The sequence below is a fragment of the uncultured Roseivirga sp. genome, from assembly GCF_963973945.1.
Taxonomy (GTDB): Bacteria; Bacteroidota; Bacteroidia; order Cytophagales; family Cyclobacteriaceae; genus Roseivirga.
The window spans coordinates 1-24,631 of the sequence record NZ_CAXBBV010000010.1 but is presented as its reverse complement, the minus strand read 5'-3'; the positions used below and the strand labels follow the sequence as shown (position 1 = coordinate 24,631).

Sequence of the window (24,631 nt, the reverse complement as noted above, 5' to 3'; positions counted from 1 at the left end):
ACACATACTAAAACCCCAGCCATTGGTTGGGGTTTTCTGTTTTAAAAGGGGGTAAAAAAGAAAAGGAGCTCCGTATGAACTCCTTATCAACCAAAACATAATTGTATAAAATCATCTGTCCACGAAGGGACTTGAGAACTTTACATCTGTAACGAACTGTTGATCCGTTAGCGTATTTAAAAAAGCAACAATTGCATCAATTTCTTGATTGTTTAAATTCATGCGAATCGGCTGTCCGTTTCTTTGAGTGAGTCTATTGTCTAAGTTCGGATGATCTTGGATTCCATTATTGTAAAACTGTATAACTTCTCTTAAAGAACTGAACCGGCCATCGTGCATGTATGGGGCTGTTATGGCTATATTTCTTAAGGAATTCACTTTGAATTTGCCCAAATCTTGATTTCTACCAGTAATTCCTCCAGTGCCAGCATCGGTAGTGAAGGTGTCTAATCCATTATTTCTGGCTTGATCTCCTGAAAAAGAAACGGTTTCATGACAATTACTACACTGGGTTCTGCCGCTAAAAAAGAGCTGCTTGCCTTGATTTTCAATTTGAGAGAAATTAGAAAAGTTGTCGTTCTCAATACTTCTTGCTTGAGCAGCTCCCACATCGAACTTTGCTTGATAGGAGACCATGCTCCGTACAAACTGACTTAGTGACTTGGAGATACGATCTTCGGTAATCTCTGAAGAACCAAATGCAGATTGAAATAGAGGACTGTAATAGTCTAAAGCTTGTAGCTTATCAACGAGTGCTGCTAGGGAAAGCCCCATCTCTACTTCATCCTGAATAGGCATCAATACTTGCTCTTCTAGACTCTCAGCTCTTTCATCCCAAAAAAACCTGCCGTTGTCATAATACTTGGCATTGGCCAGACTCATTGAATTTCTTCCTGTAGTTCCTCCTAAAAACCCTGTACTGAACCTATTAGGGTCGGCAAAGCCGTTTGCTTGAAGATGGCAAGAGGCACATGCAATTGTATTGTTGGCCGAAAGATTTTTGTCGTAGAAAAGCACCCTTCCCAAGGTAGCCCCTGCATCAGTGATAAGGTTGTTGCTAGGGGTGTTATCAATGTTTTGTAAATCATTATCTCTAAAATGCGAGGGTAAACTGGGGTTCGCGTAGTTGTATGAAATACTGGGTAAATCGAGAATACTCGAAAAATCGGATTTCATCATAGTTTCAATCTCATTCTCGCCTTCAATAGTAGAGTTTGAGCATGCCTGATACATTAGCCCCATAAGGGCAATCAATAAAAATGGCTTTTTCATTTGTTTGTTCTGTTAGATATTGGCTAGCAGTTACAGATTACCTCTGAGTTAATGGATAATCTGTATGTACTCACCTGCCTCCTCTTGGAGGTGGTTTTTTACCCTCTGGGCCACCTGGTACAGGTGGTCTCGTGCCTTGAGGTCTTTGTCCGCTTGGTTCTTTGCGGAGTACTTCTGATATGATTTTATCAAAAGTTCCTTGTTGCTCTGGTGTACACATTGCTCTAATCGAAGCAAAATGATTGAAGGTGGCATACTCAATGTTAGATTGAATTTCACCCATTTTGGCAGATAGTACTTTGGCTTTTTGACTTGAATTTTCTTGCTTTAAGAGACCATGAAGTTCCCTTCTTGCATCGTTAAATTCTCTTTGGTATTGATCAATTAACCTGAAATGTTCTTTCTTAAGGAGTTCGAATTTTTTGACCTGTTCTGGTGAAAAATTTAAACTCTCTTCTAAAAATTTACCCTTCCCTTCTGGGCCTTTTATTTCTCGATTATTATCAAGTCGGCCAAGCCATAAGAAAACCAAGAGGGTAGCATTAAAAATCACGAGAATTATAACCGCACTACCTAATAGTTTATTACGTCTAATAAAGTCCATCTTAGTATTCGTTTAGATAATCGTAAACATTTGGGTTCGAGAAATACTCCTCAGAAAACTCATCAATTGCAGAGGTAGTTGTTGAGTCTATATCTTGACTTTCAGTGAGGAAAACGATACTTGTAAGATTGAAAACAAAGAAAATAGCCAACATGGCCAAACTCAACTTTAAGTTGGCTAGAATAGAGAAGCGTCCGTAAGAAGGAGCAATCTCATTTTCCATTCTCGCTTGTAAGCGGGTATAGAAAAATGATTTCACTTCAGCCGACTCAATACCTTCAAGACTATTAAGGGCTTGGTTGATTTTGTTCTCTATATTGTTCTCGTTTTTCATGCTCATTCTATTCGATGCTGTTCTTCAAAAATACTTGCGTTAATTCTTGAAATTTTTTTCATAGTAACCTTTTAAAGTCTTTTGCAAATTCTTTCTGGCCCTGAACATTAGCGATTCTACAGAAGAAACACTCGTTTCCATAATTTCAGAAATTTGCTGATAAGCCAGTCCTTCAATTTTATGTAAGGTAAAAGCCACCTTTTGAGTTTCTGGCAATTGGCCTATGGCCTGAAAAAGTGCTTTGGCATTTTCCTTTTGTTCCATTTCAATACCAGGGTGTACAAAGTGAGCTTGTTTTAAACTGTCGCTTGTTTCATTACTCCCTGCCAAAGATTGAAGAAACGCAAAACGCTTTTGTCGCTTATTTTTTCTGATCAGTTCCAAAGATTTTGTAGTAGCAATTCTGTAAAGCCAAGTCGATAATTTAGATTCTCCACGGAAAGCACCGATTGAACGATGCACCTCAATGAAAACATCTTGCGCAGTTTCTTCTGCATCAGACTCATTTTGTAGTAAACCAAGACAGGTATTGTACACTCGATTTTGGTAGGTTTCCACCAAGTTGCGGAAGGCGCTATCTGAGCCTTCTTTCAGTGCTAATATGAGTTGGTTTTCTGACAAGTAGTGGTTGAGTTATGGGTTTAGGTAGATTGGCTTTCTGCCTAAACCCTTATGGAAACTAAGCTACTGATTTTTATTTTCTTCGACCTTCCTTGGCTTGTGGCTTTTTAGGTTGGTTCTTATTGAAAGCAAGCAGTTGCTCTTCAGTCAATATGCTAGTGACTTGATGTTTACTGGCCACCTTGAGTTTAGCCAAATCGGTTTTTAAATCTCCAATTTCCTCAATCACCTTGTTTACTGCTTTCTCATCATACTTCTCAGCCGTGGTCAAAGTGTTGAGTCTGGCTTCTTTTTCTGCCACCAGATTTTCAATGGGCTGCGCTTTCTTCATTTCTTGTAAGTGAAATTCTTTCAGCTGGCTTTCTTGTGCCTCAGTCAGATTTGGTATTTGAGGGCCTCTTCGTTCAGGTTTTTGTTCTTTACCCATCTCCATAGGATGATCTGATGGTGGTTTTTGATTTCTTCTAAACCCTTGTGCGCTTACGTTTAAACTGCTGGTTAATAATATTGCAATAGCTAATGTTCCTAACCATTTTGATTTTTGACTTTTCATGATTTTCAAATTTTAATTTCTAATCTGTTTAAAATGTTAGATGGCGGAACCACAATAAACTTGCGGTGGCTTGCTGTTAATGAATGTTAAAAAAACAGGCGGGTAAAAGTGACTTTTAGCAAAAAGGCTGTCATAGATAAAACGATTGATAAGATGATTTTTCGGTATTCATTTGCTTGAGAAAAGCTTTTAATCAATCATTTTTTATTTGAACATTGTCAGCAATTACTATCTTAAAGGGATATGAGGGAAATACAGAAAATTGAGCTGAGGCAACTTGAAATCAGTGATTTCAAAAACTTGACAGAATCTATGAAAGCCGCCTATGAAAACTGGTCAGGTGGCTGGTGGGACGAGCAACATATTCAGAAACTCATAGATATTTTTCCCGAAGGTCAGTTGGTAATTGTAGCCGATGATGAAATAGCAGGTTGCGCACTAAGCTTAATTGTGGACTATGACAAGTTTGGGGACAACCACACTTATGCAAAAATTACAGGCAACTATACTTTTTCTACCCACGACCCTAATGGCGATGTAATTTATGGTATTGAGGTGTTTATTAAGCCTGATTTTAGGGGCTTGCGCTTGGGTCGAAGACTTTATGACGCACGGAAAGAACTTTGCGAAAACCTGAATTTGGAAGCCGTTGTTTTTGGTGGGCGCATTCCGAATTATCATAAATATTCAAATGAACTTACGCCAAGACAGTATATAGATAAGGTTAAGCATAAAGAACTTTACGACCCTACACTTACATTTCAGTTGAGTAATGACTTCCACGTAAATAAAGTGCTGAAAGGCTACATGCCGGGCGATGATGAGTCGCAAGATTACGCTGTACTTTTGGAATGGAACAACATTTATTATGTAGAACAAGAGCCTCAACTAAGTGACCAAAAGACGGTAGTTCGATTGGGGTTGATTCAGTGGCAAATGCGACCCTATAATGGAATTGATGAGCTTTTCGAACAAATCGAGTTTTTTGTAGATGCTGTTTCGGGTTACAAAAGTGATTTCGCTTTGTTTCCTGAATTCTTCAACGCGCCTTTAATGGCCAAGTACAATCATCTTTCTGAGGCCGAAGCCATTCGTAAGTTGGCCGAGTTTACCGATGAAATCAGAGAACGTTTTTCTAAACTGGCCATTAGCTATAATGTAAACATCATTACAGGCAGTATGCCCAAAATGGATGGGCCTAAGCTATATAATGTAGGCTTTTTGTGCCGAAGAGATGGTACTTTTGAAGAGTATACAAAAATGCACGTTACACCAGATGAGGCCAAATATTGGGGCTTAACTGGTGGAGACACCATTAAAGTTTATCAAACGGATTGTGGTCCAGTTGGAGTGCTCATTTGTTATGATGTGGAATTTCCTGAACTGCCGAGAATTTTAGCAAACGATGGCATGAACATCCTTTTCGTTCCGTTCCTTACCGATACTCAAAACGGCTACTCCCGTGTACGTTATTGCGCCAGAGCAAGAGCAATTGAAAACGAATGTTATGTGGCCATAGCAGGCTCGGTAGGTAACCTTCCTAAGGTAGAAAACATGGATATTCAGTTTGCACAGTCAGTTGTGTTTACACCTTGCGACTTTGCATTTCCAACCACAGGAATTAAGGCAGAAGCCACTGCAAATACAGAAATGATTTTAGTGGCCGATGTAGATTTAGACTTGCTCTGGACACTGCACAACAAGGGAGCGGTGCGTAACCTGAAAGACAGAAGAACCGATGTTTATGATATTCAACTGAAAAAGAAATAGGTATTGAAAGCACCATTTGTAATAGGGGGCAAACAAGTTTTGCCCGGTGAAGAAGCCAAAATTCAAGTAAACATTGCGCGTTTGCCCTCACATTCGCCAATCGATTTACACATTACCGTTGCCCGTTCAGAAATTGAAGGGCCTACCTTACTACTTAGTGGAGGTATGCATGGTGATGAAGTGAATGGGACAGAGATTGTGCGAAGAATCATTGAAAAAGATCAGCATATTCCAAGGGTGGGTACAGTAATCTGTATTCCAATCATCAACATGTTTGGCTTTATTCATTTCAGCCGTTATGTTCCTGATGGAAAGGATGTAAATCGTTCGTTTCCAGGAAATAAGAATGGCTCGTTGGCTGCCCGTGTAGCTCATTATCTTACGAATGACATTATTCCTAAAATTGATATTGGGTTAGATTTCCATACGGGAGGAGCCGATAGAACTAACTATCCGCAGATACGCTGTGCTATGAAAGAGCCTCGAAATAAACAAATAGCGGAAGTTTTTCAGCCTTCATTTATTCTGAATAGCCCCTTTAGGCCTAAATCTATGAGGCAAACTGCTGCAAAAATGGGCAAACATATTTTGGTTTATGAAGGAGGTGAATCTGGTCGATTTGACGAATTTGCAATTCAGCAAGGCATAAACGGAGCACTGAGGGTAATGAAGCATTTAGGCATGCGCGAACGCGCACCGGAAGCACCACACATTACCAAAACCATTAATAACTCCTCTTGGATCAGGGCCAAAACCTCTGGTGTTTTTCTGACTTTGGTATCTTATGGAGCTGAAGTGGAGAAAAACCAGATCATTGGTCATATCAACGATCCATTTGGAGGCTCAAAAATAAAAATCAAAAGCCCTGCTTCTGGTTATGTTATTGGCTTAAATAATAACCCAATCGTTCACCAAGGCGATGCTCTTATGCATATTGGAGTGAAAAAATAGAAAGGAATATTTAAGAATGGAGAAGGAAGTAAAATCGTGGGAGCAACTGGCAGAACTTATTGCCTCTTCTGACCAAGACGGCATTCATGATTACATGGATGACAATAAGTCGGAAGATATTATTCATGCTTTTAGCCATTTGAATAGAAGCGAACAGAATGATTTGCTGGGCTTAATGAGTGCCGAAGACGGTGCAAGTTTACTTGAAAAAATACCCCAGTCTCAAGCGGTTAAATTGATCGAAGATGTTGAGACAGAAACAGCAGCTTCTATCCTGAACCAACTCTACTCCGATGAGCAAGTTGATATTATCTCTGAACTGGATGATGATGATGCGCATGCTATTTTGGAGGAAATGTACCCCAAGGAAGCGGAGAATATTCGTAGACTAATTCATTACGATTCGGACTGTGCCGGAGGGGTAATGATTACAGAATACCTTGCTTTTGAAAGTGAAGAAACAGTAGGGCAAATCACCACAAAACTTCGGGATAATTCTGAAGAGTATGAAGACTATAACGTTCAGTACATATATGTGGTAGACAACGGAACGTTTGTTGGTGTGCTTCAAATGCGGGACTTATTACTTTCAAAAGCCTCGGTTCCCCTTTCAAAAATTGTGATTAAAAATGCCCTTACAGTAAAGGACACAGATCATCTCACAGACCTCATCAGTTTTTTCGATAAATACGATTTTTACGGAGTACCTGTAGTAAATGAAGCGAATATACTGCTTGGCATTGTCATGCGTAAGCATGTGAGAGAGGCTGAAAATGATCGTTTTAATACGGAGTTATTAGAAACTCAAGGTATTGTAGGTGGCGAGGAATTACGAACCATGCCCGTAATGCTACGTTCGCGCAGAAGGCTTTCATGGCTGAGCGTGAATATACTTTTGAATATTGTTGCAGCTAGTGTAATCGCTTTTTACCAAGATACCCTCCGAGAAGTAATCGCTTTGGCTGTTTTTCTCCCTGTAATTTCAGATATGAGTGGTTGTTCTGGTAACCAAGCTGTGGCGGTAAGTTTAAGAGAGCTTTCACTTGGAGTGGTAAAGCCTTATGAGTTAATGAGAGTACTTTGGCAAGAAGTGAAAGTAGGCTTAATTAACGGAGTAGTGCTTGGTACACTGATTGGCTTGGCAGCTTTCTTTTGGCAGGGCAATGCCTATTTAGGCCTAGTAGTGGGAGGTGCTTTGGCCATTAACACCGTTGTTGCCGTTGCTATTGGCGGTACAATTCCATTGTTTTTAAAGAAAATGAAAGTGGATCCAGCTTTGGCCTCTGGCCCAATTTTAACCACCGTTACCGACATGCTAGGCTTCTTCCTAGCCCTAACTTTCGCAGGTTTGGCGCTGGCGCATTTGGTTTGAGAGTATATGTTATTTAAGATTTAATTAACTATGTAGCTTCTTATTTGATTAATGTTTAGTTTATTTCATTAAAATAAAGTATTGTTTGTTGTTTTATTAAGGTTTGTTTATTTAATTCAGCTCAATATCAATGTAATTGATTGACCATAAGTAAAACCGAAAGCATGAAATCTAAATTTTTTACACTTATAATACTGGCCGTATTTATGAGTAGTTGTACGGATCAAATGATCGAGCCTGAAATTATACCTACTCGGTCTATTAGAGATTTAACATATAAAGACGTGCCGAATGTCGTGAGTCAATTACAAGAGGGCTTAGGCTTAAGAGGCGGTAATGATAGGCTTAGTGTAAATGATGAAGGTAGAACCTATGGCGTGATTATTGACTGGAATCGTATTACTGAACTCGTAGATACGGTTGGTAATACAAATTATACATTTGCCGTAGTGGATGAGGATGAAGATCCTTATACCTTTCATAACTTAATTATCGGTAAAAATGAAGAAGGGTATTGGAAGAGGCCTTACCTACTTACTTATGTGATGGGTGAAGAGTTTAGACCGAAGTATGATGCTACAGGGTCAACGGAAGGGTTTACAGGTAAGGTGTTAAAGAGGTACATTACTTCTGGTCTTTCTTCAACGCGGGCTAGCAGTAATGATGATTATTATGGTGACCCATATGTTTCCAATGATCCTTGTGATAAAGAGACAGAGGTAGTTAATCCTCCGAGTTCAGGTGGAGGAGGTGGAGGAGGTGACTATGTCCCTCCCAATATCGATGATAACCCTGACATGGGTTTTTATTATTGCTATGCATATTGGATTGATTTTGATTATAGTGGCCCTTGTGATGCTACAGTTTGTGGTAGGCAGTCAATTTTGGTAACAGTTTGTGAGGATTTTCAAATGTCGGCAGCGGGAAGTGACCCATGCGATGAGGGAATAGATGAGGTTGCAATAATAGACCCAGAGGGCCCTTGCCCTGGTGACCCTCTTAAGACAATGAAGGTGGCTTCTTCTGGAGGTTCAAAAGAAAGAGGAGGTACTTTTGGAGATACTAGAGCAAATAATACACAGTTCCATGATGGGGTTGATCTAAAGGCTACTCCTGGGACAACTTTTCGACCAATCAAAGCAGGTAGAGTGATTTATGTACGAGATACATTTGATACGTATGAGTATAAGAAGGACAGTTATGGAAATAAAGTTATAGTTCGCACTACATTGGATGATGGCTCAATTCTTGATCTCCATTATAATCATATGGATGAAGTTTTTGTTCGAGTTGGTGATGAAATCGATACGAATACGCTTGTCGGTGAGACTGGTCAGACAGGTAATGCAGCAAGGGAATCGGTTGTTCCTCATTTGCATGTGAAAGCTCAGGTGACAGTTAATGGCGTACCTGTCACTAAAAAAGATAATAGAAATAACCCTGCACTATATATGAATAGCGTAATTTTGGGTAATGGGCTTGTTGTAAGTAATCCATGTATAATTAATTATTAGAGTTTATGAAAAAGTATCTTGTTTTATTAGTGGTATTATTCTTTTGTAATGTAGCCTTGACTCAGGAGACTATACTGCTTAAGGAGTTTAAAATTAATGGTCATATTTCTAGAGGAGATAGCAAATCACAGGTGTTAAGTAAACTTGGAGTACCAACAAAGGAAACTAATGATTTCAACGAAATGGATGAAACTAATGTGTTAATTCTGCATTACGGAGACTCTAAACTTTATTTCGAAAATAACATGTTGAGTTCATTTGAGATTGAGGACACCTCACTGCATGTTTCGTATTTAGGCAACCAGATTAAAGTAGGTCAAGGGATAAGTTCCGTATCGAACATTTTCCCGCAAAGTTATAGTAAGAGGAATGAAGGTTCTCACGGAGGAGGAATGCGAGCAGTTCATTTGATGTTGTTTGGTAAACTGTTGGGAGGTACTCAAGAAGTTAAGCTAGACGAGTTCATTAATATTCGTTATGACCCAAATACCTTATTGATAGTGGGGATATCTCATAGTAGATATTAAGGTCTGTCTCTGATGAGGGTAATGGTTTGCTTGTTGTAAAAAACTTTTAAAAGAGGGTAGTGGTAAAAATAGTTGGTGACTTTGAGTTGAACTTTCGGAGGTTGGTTTAATTTCATCTTCTATTTAAAAATGAATGAGCACTAGTCTGTGAAATTTTTTTGTTTTAATATTGCTTCTTTGGGCTCAATTGGCCGTAGCTCAAGATATTATTCCGCTTAAGGACTTTAAAATTAATGGGCACATATATCCAGAAATTATACAAAAGCTCAAGTGCTAAATAAGCTAGGAACTCCAACAAAAGAATCTATTGAGTTTAATGAAACGGATGATATTGAAATGACCGTTTTATTCAAGGTAAAATTTTCTCTATATTAAAAACCCTAGTTATGGCTAGAACTCTAACTATGTTTATCACATTCTACACTCTATCAAGCCATGCTTTTAGTCAAGATATTTCAGGTATGTGGAAATTCGAAAATCAGTATGTTGATGTTGAAATTAATATAACTCAAAGCCAAGGTAATCTAACAGGGAATCACTGTATAGTTTATGGTGCCGAAGGTGACTTCATAGATTGTGCAGATGATAATGAATCGACAATATCAGGAGCGTTAGACAAAGGTGTATTTACCATCAATATTAAGAGTGAGTACGCAGTAGATAGTGTTAGTAAGATTAACTTGAAGTTACTTCCTAATGGAGATTTGGAATGGACATTGGTGTCAAGCCTAAAGGATATTTCATTTTATCCTAAAAAGGTTATTCTGAAAAAAGTGACCTGACAAATTGCCTTAACAGCTTTGACTCTTTTGTTGATTATTCTAGTCATGTTGACATAAATGACTTCTAACCTTTTGCCAAAAGATAATATATATGACTTTATTGGAATGTGGTAGTATAAATTGAAAATCTACTCTTTGCAGATAGATTATTCTCTGATATTAATAGATCAACAAAGGGCTTCTATTATATCTCAGCATGGACAGGGAGATAGACTTGATCTAGGAAACAAAGACAAACTGAATTTAGAGGTGACCGGCCTTGATCAATCAAACAATGATATTCTAAATGTGGTTCTTATTTTCTATTACTCGAAAGCGAAATACAAAGCCACGTTAACCAAAGTTGGTGATAAGTTAGAGTTCAGATTGGGAGAGCCTGTTGAAAAGGATATTCACTTCTATCCAAGAAAACCAGTACCCTGAGCCAAAGGTGATTCGGGTTATTACACAGAAATGTCTTTAGAATGTGTTCGTTGTATGTGATTTGACTAGTTTTGAGTTTGCCCACAAGGTTTGGATTATTTACTCATAACTCATCACCAATAACGATTCTACCATGTCCCGTACCCCATCAAACATGCTAACACTAGGAACACTAGCTCCTAATTTTAAATTGCTGGATACCGTTTCAGGTAAAATGCTTTCATTGGCTGAATTGAAATCTGACAAAGCCACCGTGATTATGTTTATCTGCAATCACTGCCCTTTTGTAAAACATATAGATGATGGAATTGTAGCCTTGGCAAAAGATTATCAATCGAAAGGCGTGTCTTTTATAGCCATCAGCTCAAACGATGTTGAGAATTACCCACAAGATTCACCAGACTTAATGAAGGTGGAGGCTAAAAAAGTAGGCTATATTTTTCCTTACTTGTATGATGAAACTCAAGAAGTGGCCAAAGCCTATCAAGCAGCTTGTACTCCCGATTTCTACCTATTCGATGCCGAATTAAAATGCGTGTACCGTGGTCAGTTAGATGATTCCCGACCAGGAAATGGCCAGCCAGTAACAGGCAAAGATTTGCGTTCTGCGTTAGATTGTGTGCTGAATAATAAGGAAGTTGATTCTGAACAGCGACCAAGTTTGGGCTGTAATATCAAATGGAAAGTGAGCTAGCCTTACCTTTTCAAGAGTTTTAAACTTTTGGAAAGTTCTCCTCTAGTCTGACTATCTCACTGCGACTTTAAAGATGGATTTTTAGCCTGAATAGCCTTGATAATCATTTCAGAATGTACCCTTGTGTTTTCAATAAACAGTGTACTCGTCTGCATTCCCGAATTGATCACCCCAGCTACATATACATTGGGCAAATTGGTTTCTAGCGTTTCGGCATTATGCACAGGGATTTTCAGTTCATTTTCTGAAATATCAATGCCCAGTGCTTTGAATAAAGCATAATTGGGTTTGTAGCCTGTCATGGCCAAAACGAAATCGTTCTCAATCGTTAACGGTCCTTCTGGTGTATTGATGTGTACTTCGTGTTCTGTAATTTCAGTAACTGTAGAATTGAAATGAGCCTTGATAGCCTCTTCCTTAATTCGATTTTCAATATTCGGTTTGATCCAGTACTTCACCTTAGGGTAAATTTCTGACTCACGAATAACCATCGTCACTTCCGCTCCTTTGTAATAAGTTTCTAAAGCCACATCGCAGGCCGAGTTGGCCGCGCCAATCACAATTAGTTTCTGCCCAACATAGGGATGTGGGTCGTTATAAAAATGCTTCACTTTAGGTAATTTCTCCCCCGGTACATTTAAATAACGAGGAGTATCATAGAAGCCTGTAGCGACAATCACATGTTTTGCACTGAACCGACCCTTATTTGTCTCAATCTGATACAGGTCAGATTCTTGAGTCATGCGTTCTACAGTAGTGTACAGTTGGATGTTTAATTCCCAACTTTCTTGTACCCGTCTAAAATATTCAAGCGATTCTCTTCTGGTAGGTTTATCAGTATGAGAAATGAAAGGGACACCACCAATTTCCAATAGATTTGAAGTCGAGAAAAAGGTCATATTGGTGGGGAAGTTATAGAGTGAGTTGACCAGTACACCTTTTTCAATAACGATGTAATTCAATCTCGCTTTTTTTGCCTCGATAGCACAATTTAGCCCAATAGGCCCACCTCCTATAATTACTAAATCAAAATGGTTTTGCATGGTATTCAAACTGTATGCAAACAGTGATGGTTCACTGTTTCTAAAGAAATGACTAATCTAAGGCCGAAAGCGTGACATCCACAATTTCGTTGAGTTCTTTTTCAGAAATATTGCCTTTGGCAAGAACCCTTAAGCCACTAATTGTATTGAAGAGAAAACGGGCCAAGGATTCACTGGAATGTTTCATGGCAATTTCTCCATTTTGCTGCCCTTCTTTGATCAGTTCATTCAGAACATTCTCCATTGTCTTTCGATTCTCAGATACAATGTCCCTCACAATAGAGTCACGGTTGCATAACTCGGTAGATGAGTTAACAATGAAGCAGCCTTTTTTATCATTGTCACTTATTCCCTGATGTATAGTGGCAAAAATAAAGTTCCTAACAATTTGCAAGGCCGATTCTTCATTCCTGATTTGGCTTAAAAACCAAGAAGAAGATTTTTGACGATAACGTTTTAGCGATTCTACATAAAGGTTGTGTTTATCGCCCCAAGTGTCATAAATACTTGCTCGATTGATACCCATTGAATCCACTAAATCTTGAATGGAAGTAGCGCTATAGCCTTTCTTCCAAAATACATCAAGTGCCTTGTCTAAAACCTCTACCTCGTCAAACTCCTTCTTCCTAGCCATGTTAATCGATCAGTTGTTCAATTTAACTGATCGTTCTGATTTAATCAAACGCGCTTATATTGTAGCTATTCCGCCATCAATCAATATTTCTTCACCAATAATGAATGATGAGTCTGATGAAGCCAAGAAAAGAACTGCTTTAGCAACCTCATCAGAAGAACCAAACCTTTTCATTGGTACAAGTTGTGTCATGCTTTCGGCCATCCCCTTCATTTGCTCTTCAGTCATTCCCATCTTCGAGTAAATTGGAGTTTCAACTGGGCCTGGGCTTACAGTGTTCACTCTAATATTTCTAGGGGCAAGGTCTTTCGAAAGGGTACGGGAGAAGCTTCTCACTGCTGCCTTGGTGGCAGAATAAATGGCACCATGTTCAAAACCTTTGTGGATCACGGCTGATGCATTCAGTACGATAGAGCCCCCGTCATTGAAAATAGGCAAGAACTTCTGTATAGTAAAGAATAGCCCTTTTACATTGGTATTGAACTGTGCATCAAAGAAGGCTTCGTCCGTTTGATAGATAGGTGCAAACCAGGCGATTCCTGCATTTGCGAAAAGAACATCTACTTTACCAAACTGACTAGCTACCTTTTCAACTAGTACGTCAATATCACTGAGCTTTGAAGTATCTGATTGAATGGCGATAAGGTTACTATTTCCTACTTCTGCAATTGCTTCATCTAGGGTCGATTGGGTTCTTCCAGTGATAACAACTTTAGCACCCTCTTCCAAAAATACTTTGGCTGTGGCAAGTCCAATGCCAGTGCTACCTCCTGTAATTACGGCTACTTTGTCTTTTAACTTTGTCATGAGTTTATATTAGAATGATTGTTCTGTTATTTAATTTGAATTAACAGAACGTTCGTTCCAAAAGATAGTTCCAATGAGAACGAAAAAGATGATGGGAGCTTAATTCTTGTGGTTAAAGTGGTCTTTAGGAATGTTTTTGAAATGGTTGTAGACCGTATTTATAAAGGTAAGGATAAGACCAACTCCGACAATGATATAGACAATGGTGAAGATTTTGCCCCAATCTGTTTGAGGGGAGAAATCTCCATAGCCAATAGTGGTTAGGGTGATGATTGAAAAATAGAGTGAATCTAGCCAAGTCCAGTGTTCGAGGTAATGATAAGTAGTGGTGCCAACAGCAAGTACAATCACTGTAGCAATTAGCAAACTGTTATAGTGCTTGTCTTTGAGGAATGAAATTATGGTTTTGAAAATAATCAACTTAATAGTGTTTACTCTGCTAGTCGTTGCGTCACGCTGCGACAATGTAAGTTAATACTTATCACTAAATATGAGTAAAGGGGTTTTTAGTATTTTGACTTGTTATAGGTATTGGTCTAAAGAAGCGCTTAAACCAGTAGTTGTCAGTTGAATTAGAACAAAAAAAAGGTGCTCACTCATTGCAAGCACCTAATTCCTTCAATGTTCTAAAGGTATCCTCTTTAGAATTTTATGTCTACCGTTTTTAATTCTTCTCCTCTTTTAAACTCTACTTTGGTTTCATCACCAAGTTGGAAAGCAGCAAGAGCCCTCATGTAACTCATCATATCTACAATGGTAGAATCGCCAAGTTTCATTACAATATCTCCTTTTTGCATTCCTGCTTTTTGCGCTGGTTTGTCTTCAGAAACACCATCTATTCTCATGCCTTGGCCATCGTACAAGTAATCGGGCACCACACCTAGGGAAACAGTGAATCGTGGGCTATCTGCAGAGTCGTCTTTCGTTTTGGTAAAGGCGATTTTCTCTTCTTGATCCAGAGATACAATGAGTCGTTCAATAAGTCGTACAACCTTCACCATGCCATGGTAATTGATTTTATCGGAATCGTCCGAAGGACGATGATAGTCCTCATGTTGACCCGTAAAGAAATGGAGCACGGGTAAATCTTGTAGGTAGAAAGAAGTGTGATCGGACGGGCCAATTCCAGATTCTGAGGTCACTAACTTCAAAGTATCGGTGTTGGCTGCTTCTATTTTATTCATCCAGATTGGGCTAGTACCAACACCATTAATGGCCAGAGTTTTCTCTTCGTTCATTCTGCCCACCATGTCCATATTGATCATGAAATCAACCGTAGTCAAATCGATCGTTGAGTTCTTAGAGAAATAGTTTGAGCCCCAAAGCCCATTTTCTTCTCCAGAAAAGGCGAGGAAGAGGTAGTTCTTACCTTTGCCTTTATTTTTCAGAATTCTGGCAAGTTGAATCATGGCAGCTGTACCACTGGCATTATCATCTGCTCCGTTGTGAATGGCCTTATCTCCTCTATAAAGAGAACCTTCTTCGCCATATCCCAAGTGGTCAAAATGCGCACCAATAACCACTGTGTTTTCGGCTCCATTATCAATATAGCCCACCACATTTCGGCCAGTAATGCCACCTTCAGCATCACCAATTACTGCTTCTTCATGTGGATTGGTTGCTTTTTTTACATTGAATGGCTGCATAAAACCATCAGTACCTTTTGGTACAAGTCCATACTTTTTAAAAGCAGCTGCAATGTATTGAGCTGCTAGTTGTTCTCCCTCAGTTCCAATGGCTCGGCCTTCCAGTTGATCATCAGCCAAATAACTAACATCTTTCTCTATGCTGGTGCGAATTTCTTTATCTGTAGTATAGCTAGTACAGCTACTTAAACCTATAAAACAGATGATGCTTATGTATAAGGTGATTTTTCTCATGTTTTAGAATTTATGGTCAAAGATAATAATCCTTATCTTCGCAACTCCAATTTACTACATCATAATGAAGAATCAGTATTGCCTGTTATTAACACTTTTGCTTGTTTTTAGCTGTAACTCTCCAAAGCAGAAAGCAACTTCGGTTGACGAACAAGAGAACCTTGATTCACTTTTGTTGAAGCCAGAAGAAATGAAATTCTTAAAGAATATCAAGCAATTGACTTTTGGTGGAAACAATGCGGAAGCCTATTGGAGCTTTGATGACAACTACTTGGTGTTTCAGTCCGATTATGCTGAATGGGGAGTAGGCTGTGATCAGATGTTTGTTACGGATTGGAGAAATGATGATTTAAAAAACAACAAACCTCAATTGGTAAGTACTGGAATGGGAAGAACAACTTGCTCGTATTTTTTGCCAGACAATAAAACCATTGTTTATGGTTCTACTCATTTAGGCGATGAAAATTGTCCGCCTGTGCCTGAGCGCAGAGTAGATGGAAAATATGTATGGCCAATTTATCCTGATTTCGATATTTTCACGGCTACAACAGATGGTGAAATTTTATCTCAACTTACTAATACGCCAGGTTATGATGCTGAGGCTACAGTATCTCCAAAAGAGGATAGGATTGTTTTTACCTCGATGAGAACAGGAGATTTGGAGCTGTTTACTATGAATATCGATGGCTCGGATGTAAAGCAAATTACAAATGAGTTGGGTTATGATGGCGGTGCTTTTTTCTCTCCTGATGGCGAGAAATTGATTTTCAGATCTTCTCGACCTAAAACAGAAGAAGATATAAAGGAGTATCAGGATTTACTCCAAGAAGGCTTAGTAATGCCTACTGATATGGAGCTTTACATTTGTAATGCCGATGGTTCAGACCTTAGAAAACTTACAGATTTAGGACAAGCCAACTGGGCACCTTTCTTCCATCCTTCAGGCGAGAAAATCATTTTTGCTTCAAACCATACCGCCACGCGTGGCTTCCCATTCAACCTATACATGATCAACATTGATGGAACTGGCTTAACGCGAATTACACAAGACGATACTTTCGATGCCTTTCCTGTGTTTTCTAATGACGGTAAGTACTTAGTGTTCTCTTCTAACAGAAATAACGGAGGAACAAGAGATACCAACCTCTTTGTAGCCGAGTGGATTGGGGGTTGATATACTCAGAAATTGCTTCGGCCTGTCTTTTCACATACATCAATTATACTTTGCTTCTTTTTTACTAAAGGAAATGTTGATCGTTAGAATTATTTACATATTGACTTTTGCAATTTGGTATAAAAATCAAAATTTAGGGAGCATTTAAATGACAGGGGTAGTGTTTATGCCCAAAATTCTTCAAAAATACTTTCTATCTGTGTAGGGGTGATCGGATTGTTAATTGTATCATTGCAGATAAATAAACTATTCATTTCTAAATTAAAACTAAACAGTATGAAGAGGATTTTACTGAATTGTTTGATGCTGACCATGCTACTTACTACAGTAGCAATGCAAGCTCAAGACAAGACTGTATCTGGTAAGGTTACTGGAGGAGACGATGGCCTTCCGCTACCACAAGTTTCAGTCTTTTTAAAGGGTAACCCTACATCAGGAGTACCAACTGACTTTGACGGTAATTACCGTTTAACAGTTCCGCAATCAGGTGGAGTGTTGGTTTTCCGATACTTAGGTTACATAACTCAAGAGCAGGTGATTGGTAGCCAAACAACATTGAATGTTATAATGCAGCCTGAGGTAACTTCTCTTGAGGAGTTTGTGGTTACTGGTTATGGAGTAGAAAAAAAGAGAGAAATCACTGGGTCAATTTCTTCATTAGGTGGAGAAAAAATTGAAAACCTTCCTCTACAGAGTTTTGACAGAGCCTTGCAGGGGAGAGCTGCAGGTGTTCTTGTACAAAGTGCAAATGGAGTACCAGGTGGTGCGATGAGAGTGAGAATTAGAGGACAGGGTTCTCTTAACGCTGGGAATGACCCCTTATACATTGTGGATGGTGTCCAAGTAAATAATTCGAGCGATGCTTCGAATATTTCTACAAACCCATTAGCTTCAATAAACCCAAATGATATTGAATCATTGGAAATATTGAAAGATGCTGCTGCATCTATCTATGGATCTCAAGCTGCAAATGGTGTTGTTTTAATTACCACTAAGAAGGGTAAAGAAGGTAAAACAAAATTGAATTTTAATGCTTACTCAGGTTGGGTAACACCAGTTAGAGAGGTTGATATGATGAATACTCAAGAATTCATTAATTATCGATTGGAGCAAAGAAGAAATTATTACACAAGATTCCCTACTATCAATCAGGATGAGGCAGAAGGTTTGTCTAGAAGGAATGCACTTAGCGGTATTTCAAGTACTCAATTCCCAGGTTTAGCTCTTGGAAATGTCGCATTGGGTCAACTTCCACAGGCTGACTTTGATGCTTTTGTTAATGGTTTGGAAACTTATGATTGGCAAGGAGAGATTTTTTCCAATGTAGGACGCATTGCTAATTACGAGTTAAGTGCATCTGGAGGAAATAGTAATACTAGATTCTATATTTCAGGATCATACAATAAGCAAGAAGGTCAAATTAAAAAGTTTGACTTTGAAAGAGGTACCTTAAGAATGAATTTGGATACTGACGTTACTGACAGATTAACTATAGAAACTAAACTTAACCTTAGTACTATTGGTCAATCTGGTACCGTTTTATCTGGATCTGCTTTTGAGAACCCTACTTTTGCTGGCCTATTGGTACTTCCTTTTAATCCAATATTTGACGCTACAGAAACAACTGGCTTTAATGAGCCTTTAGCGGGGATTTTAGCTGAAAACCCAGTTAAGTCACTCTCTCTAAACGAGAGAACTACTACTACAAATCAGGTGATAGCTAACATGGCGTTTAACTACCAAATTAGTGATGCTCTAAGATTTAGATCATATTATGGGATTGACTATCGTATGCTTAGTGAAAATAGATACACGGACCCAAGATCATTTGGGGGAAGAAATGTTGATGGTTCTGCATACGCGGGTTTAACTGAAAATATTAACTTCATTACAACTCAGCAATTCAACTATGATTGGAATCTGAATTCTGATAACAAGTTTAACTTCCTATTAGCTGCTGAATACAGACAAGAAGTTAACCAAGGCTTCTCTGCCAATGCTCAAACTTTCCCAACACCTCAGTTTAGAACGATTGCATCTGCAGCCGAACCAACAGCTGCTGGAGGTTTCTATACCACATGGAGAAATGCGGGTGTATTTACCAATGTAAAGTATAACTTGAAAGATAAATATTTCTTGAATGGTACTTTAAGATATGATGGGTCTTCAAGATTTGGAGTTGACCAAAGATGGGGACTTTTCCCTTCAATTGGAGCATCATGGTTAATAACAGAGGAGAGCTTTTTGCCATCTTCCAATTTCTTGACAGAACTTAAGTTAAGAGCTAGTTATGGTACGGCAGGTAACAACAGAATTGGAAACTTTGATTCTCGTGGCTTAGTGTCTTCTGCTGGAGCAGGTAATTACTTGAATCTTCCAGGGTTAACTATTTCTGGTCTTGCTAATAATAGACTTTCTTGGGAAACTCAAACTACATTGAATTTAGGTCTTGATTTTGTTTTTTATGAAGGCAGAATAAGTGGCTCTTTTGAGGCATATAGAAGAAGATCAACAGACTTATTATTAGATAGAAGTTTACCTCAAACTTCAGGATATGGTTCAATTTCAGAGAACGTTGGGGAACTTGATAATAGAGGGATTGAAATTGGTTTGAACACCGTGAACATAGACAACGGAGACTTTTCTTGGAAAACTAGCTTCAACATTGCTTTTCAAGGACAGGAGTTACTTTCTTTATTCCCTGGAGAAACAAACAATGGAGCAGCAACTCAAGTTGGACAGCCATTAAACCTTTGGTATAACTGGGATTGGGCAGGTGTAAACCCGGCTAATGGTAGACCGTTTTACTATGATAACAAAGGAAATCTTACCTATAATCCTCAGAGCGGATCTACTATTGGAGACGAGAACGATGATCGTAAGATATTAGGTAATACTAATAGCTCCTTCTTTGGAGGTTTGTCTAATACCGTATCTTATAAAGGCTTAACACTGGACTTTATGATACAGTATGATTATGGCAAGGACGGAACAGATGGAACAGGCGGTTTCTCTTACAACCCTTACGAGGCTAGATTGAACCTTTATGGAAGAACGGGAGATTTGGTTTGGAGAAATCCAGGTGACGTTACTAGCTTTCCTAGGCCAAACATCACTGCCGAGCTTGGTGCTATTGGGGTAGGTACAGCAAGAGCATTACAGGATCTTTCTTATATCAGGTTAAAGCAGGTAACATTGTCTTATAACCTACCAAGCAACCTGTTGAATAAAATGTTCTTGGATAATGCAAAAGTATATGTTCAAGGAATTAACCTTTTAACATTTACAAACTATACTGGATTAGATCCTGAGTTTACAGGAGGTTCTCAAACAGGAATTTTCCCTCCTAGTAAGAACTTCACAGTAGGTGTTCAGTTTGGATTTTAAATTAATAGATAATGAAAAATAAAATATTATATATCTTATTAGCCTGTACTCTCTTGATTTCGGCATGTAGTGATTTGCTAGATACGGAACCGAGACAGTCAGTGTCAATTGATGGAGCGTTAGAATCTCCTGCTATATTAGAAGCATTGCTCATTGATGTTTACAATAGTTTTCAAGGTGCTGGCACATTGGGAAGTGAGTGGATAGTTGTGCCAGAAGTGATGGCGGATAACTTTACATTTAATAATAATAGAGGAACCTATAATGGTGAGTATTTCAATAGGTTACGTAGTCATCTTTCTGCTTGGGAAGTTTATGGTTATCTATTAAAGCTAAATGTTGTAATTGCTGGTGCGAATGTACTTGATGAGAACATAGTAGGAGAAGCATATGCCTTAAGGGCCTTGGGGTATTTATACCTAATGAATACCTATGCATATATGCCTACTGCTATAGTTGCTAGCCAAAATAAAGGAGGTGTGCCACTTATTACAGATGCAGTTTTAAGTTTATCTGATGTTACTTTGCCTGCAAGAGCTAGTATTGATGATGTTTATGCTTTTATGTTAAGTGATGTAAGTAATGCCGTACAACGTCTATCTAACTCAGGAACCAATGCGAGGTTTACAAAAGCTGGAGCTCAGGCTTTAGGCTCTCGAATTGCGTTGTACGGAGGAGAGTACCAGCTGAGTATTGATTATGCTGAAGATGCTATTGCATCAGGAGTTGCAACATTATCAAGTAGAGCCGATTATGTTTCTGATTGGGCTAAAGCTGAGCACCCAGAGGCTTTATGGTACCTAGAGTACCAATCAAATGAAAGTCAGGGACCTAATACATCTGTAATGTCTATTTATATAACTGATGGGACGGTTTTATCACCTAGCTATCGTGGAAATGGTGACTTTACCCCAAGCCAAGAAGTTATGAACTTGTTCGCGGCAACAGATGTAAGACAGGGCTTGATAGAAGAGGTACAGACAGCAAACCTACCTAATACGATTGGAACTCCTGAGTTGAAAAAATATATTGACAATGGAGGCCAAGGAAATATAACTAACATTCCTATTTTCAGAATTTCTGAAATGTATTTGAACATTGCTGAAGCAGAGGCAAGATTGAATCGTGATTTAGCTGCTCAAACTGCACTTCAAGTATTAAAGAGAAGGTCTATCGATCCACTTTATGTTGCAACAAATGTAGGACAAGCGCTACTTGACGAGATTCTTCTTGAAAGAAGACTTGAGCTACTGGGAGAAGGACATAGACTCTTTGATTTGAAAAGAATGGGTTCTGATATTGATAAGAGTGCGGTTGATTTGACTGGTGAAGTTATTAGTTTTACTGATCTAAGAATTTTGGCACCACTTCCAGGCGGAGATTTGGAGTTGAATCCAAATCTTGAAAACAATTTTGGATACTAAAATTAAAAACTCATGAATAAGCTGAATATAAAGGTAGTCTTATCTGTAATTGCACTTGTCTTTGTAATGACTTCGTGCTTTGAAGATGACAATGATGAAAACAAGTACGATGGCCCGGCATTAGTAGAGTTTAACTCTCCTACTTTGACAACAGGTAGTTATGTTAGAAATGTTAGAGTTGGAGTTGGGTTAGTTACTGAACAGGTGAACTTAATATCACCTCATTTTAGTACTGATCAAACTGTCATGTTTACTGTTGATGCTGCTAATTCTACTGCAGTTGAGGGAACGCACTATTCTATTGATGGAACATTTACTATTGCCGCAAATTCTAGTGTGGGTGATGCAGATATTCAAATTTTGAATGGAGCAATTCCTGCAGGAGAATCTCGTACGGTAGTTTTGGTACTCCAAGGGAATGATTTGATAGGAGTTTCGGAAAATTATAAGTCGGTTAGATTTGTGATTAGACCTTAACATTAAGTAAATAGTATAAAGGGGAGTGCAGTTTTGTACTCCCTTTTTTATCCTCTCTATTATGATATCTGAAAACCAAAGTAAAAGAAGAAAATTGATTGTCATTTTTCTTCTGAGTGTTTTGTTCAATAGTGTCTCTGCCAATTTTTTGACAGCATATCAAGCAGATACTTGGCTTGCGCTACCTGAAACCTTTTTTATGGGACGAACGGAAACATTGCCGCCAGGAGTGAAGGGAAGCCCTAGATTATTTAAGGAGAATCTAAAGGGAAATGTTTACTTTACTAATGGAGGTGTAAGCGAAACTTATCATATCAACCTTGATGTATATATGAGAGAAGTGATTATAAAGAAAGGGCATGAGAAAATGGATTTTGAGTTTGGGTTAAATCTTAATGAAGTTAGTTCAATTGTTTTTAAAGAAAGCCAGTCTGATGATAGTCTTATGTATGTAAAGCTTAGCCCTTCTGTTTTTGAAGACATAACTGACGAAGCTGATTTTCTTTATCGTACATTGACACCCATTAACAATGTTCTTATACAAAATACAGTATGCGAGCTATTAGAGCCTGAGAAGGGAGCTTACTCTACTGGCAGAGATTATCATGAGTTTAAATCTTATGACATTTTTTATTTAAAGGGTCAAAATGATTTGTACCAAAAATTTTCCTTTACCAAGAGCAAACTGAAAAAAATACTTGGTGCTACTAAAGGTGATAGAATAATTGAAATCCTTAATTCTATGAACTTGAGTATTAAAAACCCTGATGACTTAGCAAGGGCACTGAATGAATTGGAGAACTGAGTTAGTCCGTTTTTAAGGATTAGCAATACCTCTCACCGGATAGGTAGCTCTTCACATAATCTTCCACACCAGCTTCTAAAGAAGTAAACTCTTGCGTAAAGCCAATCGACTTTAACTTGGCCATATTGGCTTCAGTAAAGTATTGATACTTGTCACGAATGTCGGCAGGCGTATCAATAAATGAAATATCTTCTTTCTTGTCCATTGCCTTGAAAGTAGCCCTTACAAGGTCTAAGAAAGTTCTGGCTTTTCCACTTCCTAAATTGTAGATAGCCGAGTCTCTTCTATGGTGCATCAAAAAGTAGCATACGTCAACCACATCTTTTACATAAACGAAATCTCTCATTTGCTCACCATCTTTGAACTCCGGGTTGTGCGACCTGAATAGCTTCATTGCGCCTGTTTTGTCAATTTGGTTGAAGGCGTGCATAATCACTGAAGCCATTCTTCCTTTATGATACTCATTTGGACCATAAACATTAAAGAACTTCAGACCTGCCCAAAAGAAAGGTTGTTGTTCCTGTTCAATAGCCCATTTGTCGAAGTCGTTTTTTGATTCTCCATAGGGGTTAAGAGGAATCAGGTTCGGGATATTTTCTTGATTATCATCATATCCATATTCGCCCAAACCATAAGTAGCCGCAGACGAAGCATAAACCATTGGGATTTGGTACTGAATACATTTCTCCCAAATCTGTTTGGTGTATTCTGTATTCATTTTGCTTAACAAGTCTTTGTCAAATTCAGCGGTATCGGTTCTGGCGCCTAAGTGGAAAATGAACTCTACTTTTTCGCCCACAGTGTCCAGCCAAGTAAAGAAGTTGTCTCTGTCGATAGACTCAAGAATGCGTTTACCTTCTAAGTTTTTGTTTTTTTCTTCATTGTCGAATTTATCAACCACAGTGATGTGATTAAAGCCTTCGCTATTCAATTTGCTTACTAAACAACTTCCAATAAACCCCGCTGCTCCCGTTACTACAATCATAAAGTATCTGAATTTGTGCTTGCCAAAGTTAAGCAAATACCCATTATATTTGCAGCGAAATTGAAGAGAAGGTATGATCTACATCAGTAGGAAAGAACATTTTAATGCGGCACACAAGCTGTACAATCCTAATTGGTCGGAAGAAAAGAACGTTGAAGTTTTTGGGCCTTGTGCAAATGCGAATTGGCATGGCCATAATTTTGAATTGATTACTACTGTAAAGGGAAAGCCAGATCCTGAAACTGGTTTTGTGGTAGATTTAAAACAGCTTTCAAATGTAATTAGGGCAGAAGTGATCGAAAAATTAGATCACAAAAACCTGAATATGGATGTAGACTTCATGAAAGGCAAAATGGCCAGCTGCGAAATTTTAGTAATGGAAATCTGGAAGATTCTGGAGCCAGAAGTAGCTAAAATTACTAGCATAGGAAAACTGCACAGCCTGCGCTTATACGAAACCCCAAGAAACTTTGTGGAATATTTCGGAGAATAAAACTTCGAAATTGATAACCTTATTTTCAAGCTAAAGTTCGCTTTACCTGATTACCTGATTACCTGATTACCTGATTACCTGATTACCTGATTACCTGATTACCTG

At 38.5% G+C, this 24,631-nt stretch carries 25 protein-coding genes; 14 read left to right on the top strand and 11 right to left on the bottom strand.

Features of this window, described 5'->3' with window-relative positions; genetic code table 11:
* Window positions 1-111: 111 nt before the first annotated feature.
* The 5 genes from AAC026_RS15265 to AAC026_RS15245 form a co-directional block, all read right to left on the bottom strand.
* Window positions 112-1,272 (bottom strand): cytochrome c peroxidase, encoded by a 1,161-nt coding sequence (locus AAC026_RS15265; protein ID WP_339699759.1) that lies wholly within the window; start codon window positions 1,270-1,272, stop codon window positions 112-114.
* A gap of 70 nt (window positions 1,273-1,342) precedes the next feature.
* Window positions 1,343-1,876: a periplasmic heavy metal sensor gene (locus tag AAC026_RS15260; RefSeq protein WP_339699756.1), complete on the bottom strand. Its 534-nt coding sequence runs from the start codon at window positions 1,874-1,876 to the stop codon at window positions 1,343-1,345.
* Between the two features lies 1 nt (window position 1,877).
* Window positions 1,878-2,210, bottom strand: a complete 333-nt coding sequence (locus tag AAC026_RS15255) for a hypothetical protein (RefSeq protein ID WP_339699753.1) — start codon at window positions 2,208-2,210, stop codon at window positions 1,878-1,880.
* 39 nt (window positions 2,211-2,249) lie between these two features.
* Window positions 2,250-2,831, bottom strand: a complete 582-nt coding sequence (locus AAC026_RS15250; RefSeq protein ID WP_339699750.1) for an RNA polymerase sigma factor — start codon at window positions 2,829-2,831, stop codon at window positions 2,250-2,252.
* Window positions 2,832-2,904: 73 nt separating this feature from the next.
* A complete protein-coding gene (locus tag AAC026_RS15245) occupies window positions 2,905-3,384 on the bottom strand; it encodes a Spy/CpxP family protein refolding chaperone (RefSeq protein ID WP_339699748.1) in 480 nt (159 codons plus the stop codon).
* Between the two features lie 243 nt (window positions 3,385-3,627).
* On the opposite strand from AAC026_RS15245, the gene AAC026_RS15240 reads away from it, so the two are divergent.
* The 8 genes from AAC026_RS15240 (at window position 3,628) to AAC026_RS15205 (ending at window position 11,417) form a co-directional block, all read left to right on the top strand.
* A complete protein-coding gene (locus AAC026_RS15240; RefSeq protein ID WP_339607439.1) occupies window positions 3,628-5,154 on the top strand; it encodes a carbon-nitrogen hydrolase family protein in 1,527 nt (508 codons plus the stop codon).
* A gap of 3 nt (window positions 5,155-5,157) precedes the next feature.
* Window positions 5,158-6,105, top strand: a complete 948-nt coding sequence (locus AAC026_RS15235) for a succinylglutamate desuccinylase/aspartoacylase family protein (protein WP_339607440.1) — start codon at window positions 5,158-5,160, stop codon at window positions 6,103-6,105.
* Between the two features lie 16 nt (window positions 6,106-6,121).
* Window positions 6,122-7,477, top strand: coding sequence for a magnesium transporter (gene mgtE / locus AAC026_RS15230; RefSeq protein WP_339699746.1), 1,356 nt, complete (start codon window positions 6,122-6,124; stop codon window positions 7,475-7,477).
* Window positions 7,478-7,641: 164 nt separating this feature from the next.
* Entirely contained in the window at window positions 7,642-8,991 is a 1,350-nt protein-coding gene (locus AAC026_RS15225) for a M23 family metallopeptidase (protein WP_339699744.1), read from the top strand.
* Window positions 8,992-8,996: 5 nt separating this feature from the next.
* Entirely contained in the window at window positions 8,997-9,518 is a 522-nt protein-coding gene (locus AAC026_RS15220; protein WP_339699741.1) for a hypothetical protein, read from the top strand.
* A 386-nt stretch (window positions 9,519-9,904) separates the two neighbouring features.
* Entirely contained in the window at window positions 9,905-10,300 is a 396-nt protein-coding gene (locus AAC026_RS15215) for a hypothetical protein (RefSeq protein ID WP_339699739.1), read from the top strand.
* A 135-nt stretch (window positions 10,301-10,435) separates the two neighbouring features.
* Window positions 10,436-10,723 (top strand): hypothetical protein, encoded by a 288-nt coding sequence (locus AAC026_RS15210; protein WP_339699736.1) that lies wholly within the window; start codon window positions 10,436-10,438, stop codon window positions 10,721-10,723.
* Between the two features lie 154 nt (window positions 10,724-10,877).
* Window positions 10,878-11,417, top strand: a complete 540-nt coding sequence (locus AAC026_RS15205) for a thioredoxin family protein (RefSeq protein ID WP_339699733.1) — start codon at window positions 10,878-10,880, stop codon at window positions 11,415-11,417.
* A 56-nt stretch (window positions 11,418-11,473) separates the two neighbouring features.
* Here AAC026_RS15205 and AAC026_RS15200 read toward each other — a convergent pair whose 3' ends face one another.
* The 5 genes from AAC026_RS15200 to AAC026_RS15180 all read right to left on the bottom strand — a co-directional run bounded on the left by AAC026_RS15200 (window position 11,474) and on the right by AAC026_RS15180 (window position 15,781).
* The gene (locus AAC026_RS15200; RefSeq protein WP_339699730.1) at window positions 11,474-12,460 is read right to left on the bottom strand and encodes a YpdA family putative bacillithiol disulfide reductase; all 987 of its coding nucleotides are present in this window, start codon (window positions 12,458-12,460) and stop codon (window positions 11,474-11,476) included.
* A 52-nt stretch (window positions 12,461-12,512) separates the two neighbouring features.
* Complete coding sequence (locus AAC026_RS15195) at window positions 12,513-13,094, bottom strand: TetR/AcrR family transcriptional regulator (RefSeq protein ID WP_339607445.1); 582 nt, start codon at window positions 13,092-13,094, stop codon at window positions 12,513-12,515.
* 54 nt (window positions 13,095-13,148) lie between these two features.
* Window positions 13,149-13,901 (bottom strand): glucose 1-dehydrogenase, encoded by a 753-nt coding sequence (locus tag AAC026_RS15190; protein WP_339699727.1) that lies wholly within the window; start codon window positions 13,899-13,901, stop codon window positions 13,149-13,151.
* A 99-nt stretch (window positions 13,902-14,000) separates the two neighbouring features.
* Window positions 14,001-14,321, bottom strand: a complete 321-nt coding sequence (locus tag AAC026_RS15185) for a potassium channel family protein (protein WP_339699724.1) — start codon at window positions 14,319-14,321, stop codon at window positions 14,001-14,003.
* A gap of 221 nt (window positions 14,322-14,542) precedes the next feature.
* Window positions 14,543-15,781, bottom strand: coding sequence for a M20/M25/M40 family metallo-hydrolase (locus AAC026_RS15180; protein ID WP_339699721.1), 1,239 nt, complete (start codon window positions 15,779-15,781; stop codon window positions 14,543-14,545).
* 64 nt (window positions 15,782-15,845) lie between these two features.
* Between AAC026_RS15180 and AAC026_RS15175 the strand changes: the two genes are divergently transcribed.
* From AAC026_RS15175 to AAC026_RS15155, 5 genes are all read left to right on the top strand, one after another.
* A complete protein-coding gene (locus AAC026_RS15175; RefSeq protein WP_339699719.1) occupies window positions 15,846-16,955 on the top strand; it encodes a hypothetical protein in 1,110 nt (369 codons plus the stop codon).
* Between the two features lie 276 nt (window positions 16,956-17,231).
* Window positions 17,232-20,342 carry a SusC/RagA family TonB-linked outer membrane protein gene (locus AAC026_RS15170; protein ID WP_339699716.1) on the top strand — a complete coding sequence of 1,037 codons (3,111 nt, stop codon included), beginning with the start codon at window positions 17,232-17,234 and terminating at the stop codon, window positions 20,340-20,342.
* An 11-nt stretch (window positions 20,343-20,353) separates the two neighbouring features.
* Window positions 20,354-21,766, top strand: a complete 1,413-nt coding sequence (locus tag AAC026_RS15165) for a RagB/SusD family nutrient uptake outer membrane protein (protein ID WP_339699713.1) — start codon at window positions 20,354-20,356, stop codon at window positions 21,764-21,766.
* 12 nt (window positions 21,767-21,778) lie between these two features.
* Entirely contained in the window at window positions 21,779-22,243 is a 465-nt protein-coding gene (locus AAC026_RS15160) for a hypothetical protein (protein WP_339699710.1), read from the top strand.
* A gap of 199 nt (window positions 22,244-22,442) precedes the next feature.
* A complete protein-coding gene (locus AAC026_RS15155; RefSeq protein WP_339699707.1) occupies window positions 22,443-23,048 on the top strand; it encodes a hypothetical protein in 606 nt (201 codons plus the stop codon).
* A gap of 19 nt (window positions 23,049-23,067) precedes the next feature.
* Here the strand turns inward: AAC026_RS15155 and rfaD are convergent, their stop codons facing one another.
* A complete protein-coding gene (gene rfaD, locus AAC026_RS15150) occupies window positions 23,068-24,033 on the bottom strand; it encodes an ADP-glyceromanno-heptose 6-epimerase (RefSeq protein WP_339699705.1) in 966 nt (321 codons plus the stop codon).
* A 73-nt stretch (window positions 24,034-24,106) separates the two neighbouring features.
* On the opposite strand from rfaD, the gene AAC026_RS15145 reads away from it, so the two are divergent.
* A complete protein-coding gene (locus AAC026_RS15145; RefSeq protein ID WP_339699702.1) occupies window positions 24,107-24,526 on the top strand; it encodes a 6-carboxytetrahydropterin synthase in 420 nt (139 codons plus the stop codon).
* The last annotated feature ends 105 nt before the right edge of the window (window positions 24,527-24,631 follow it).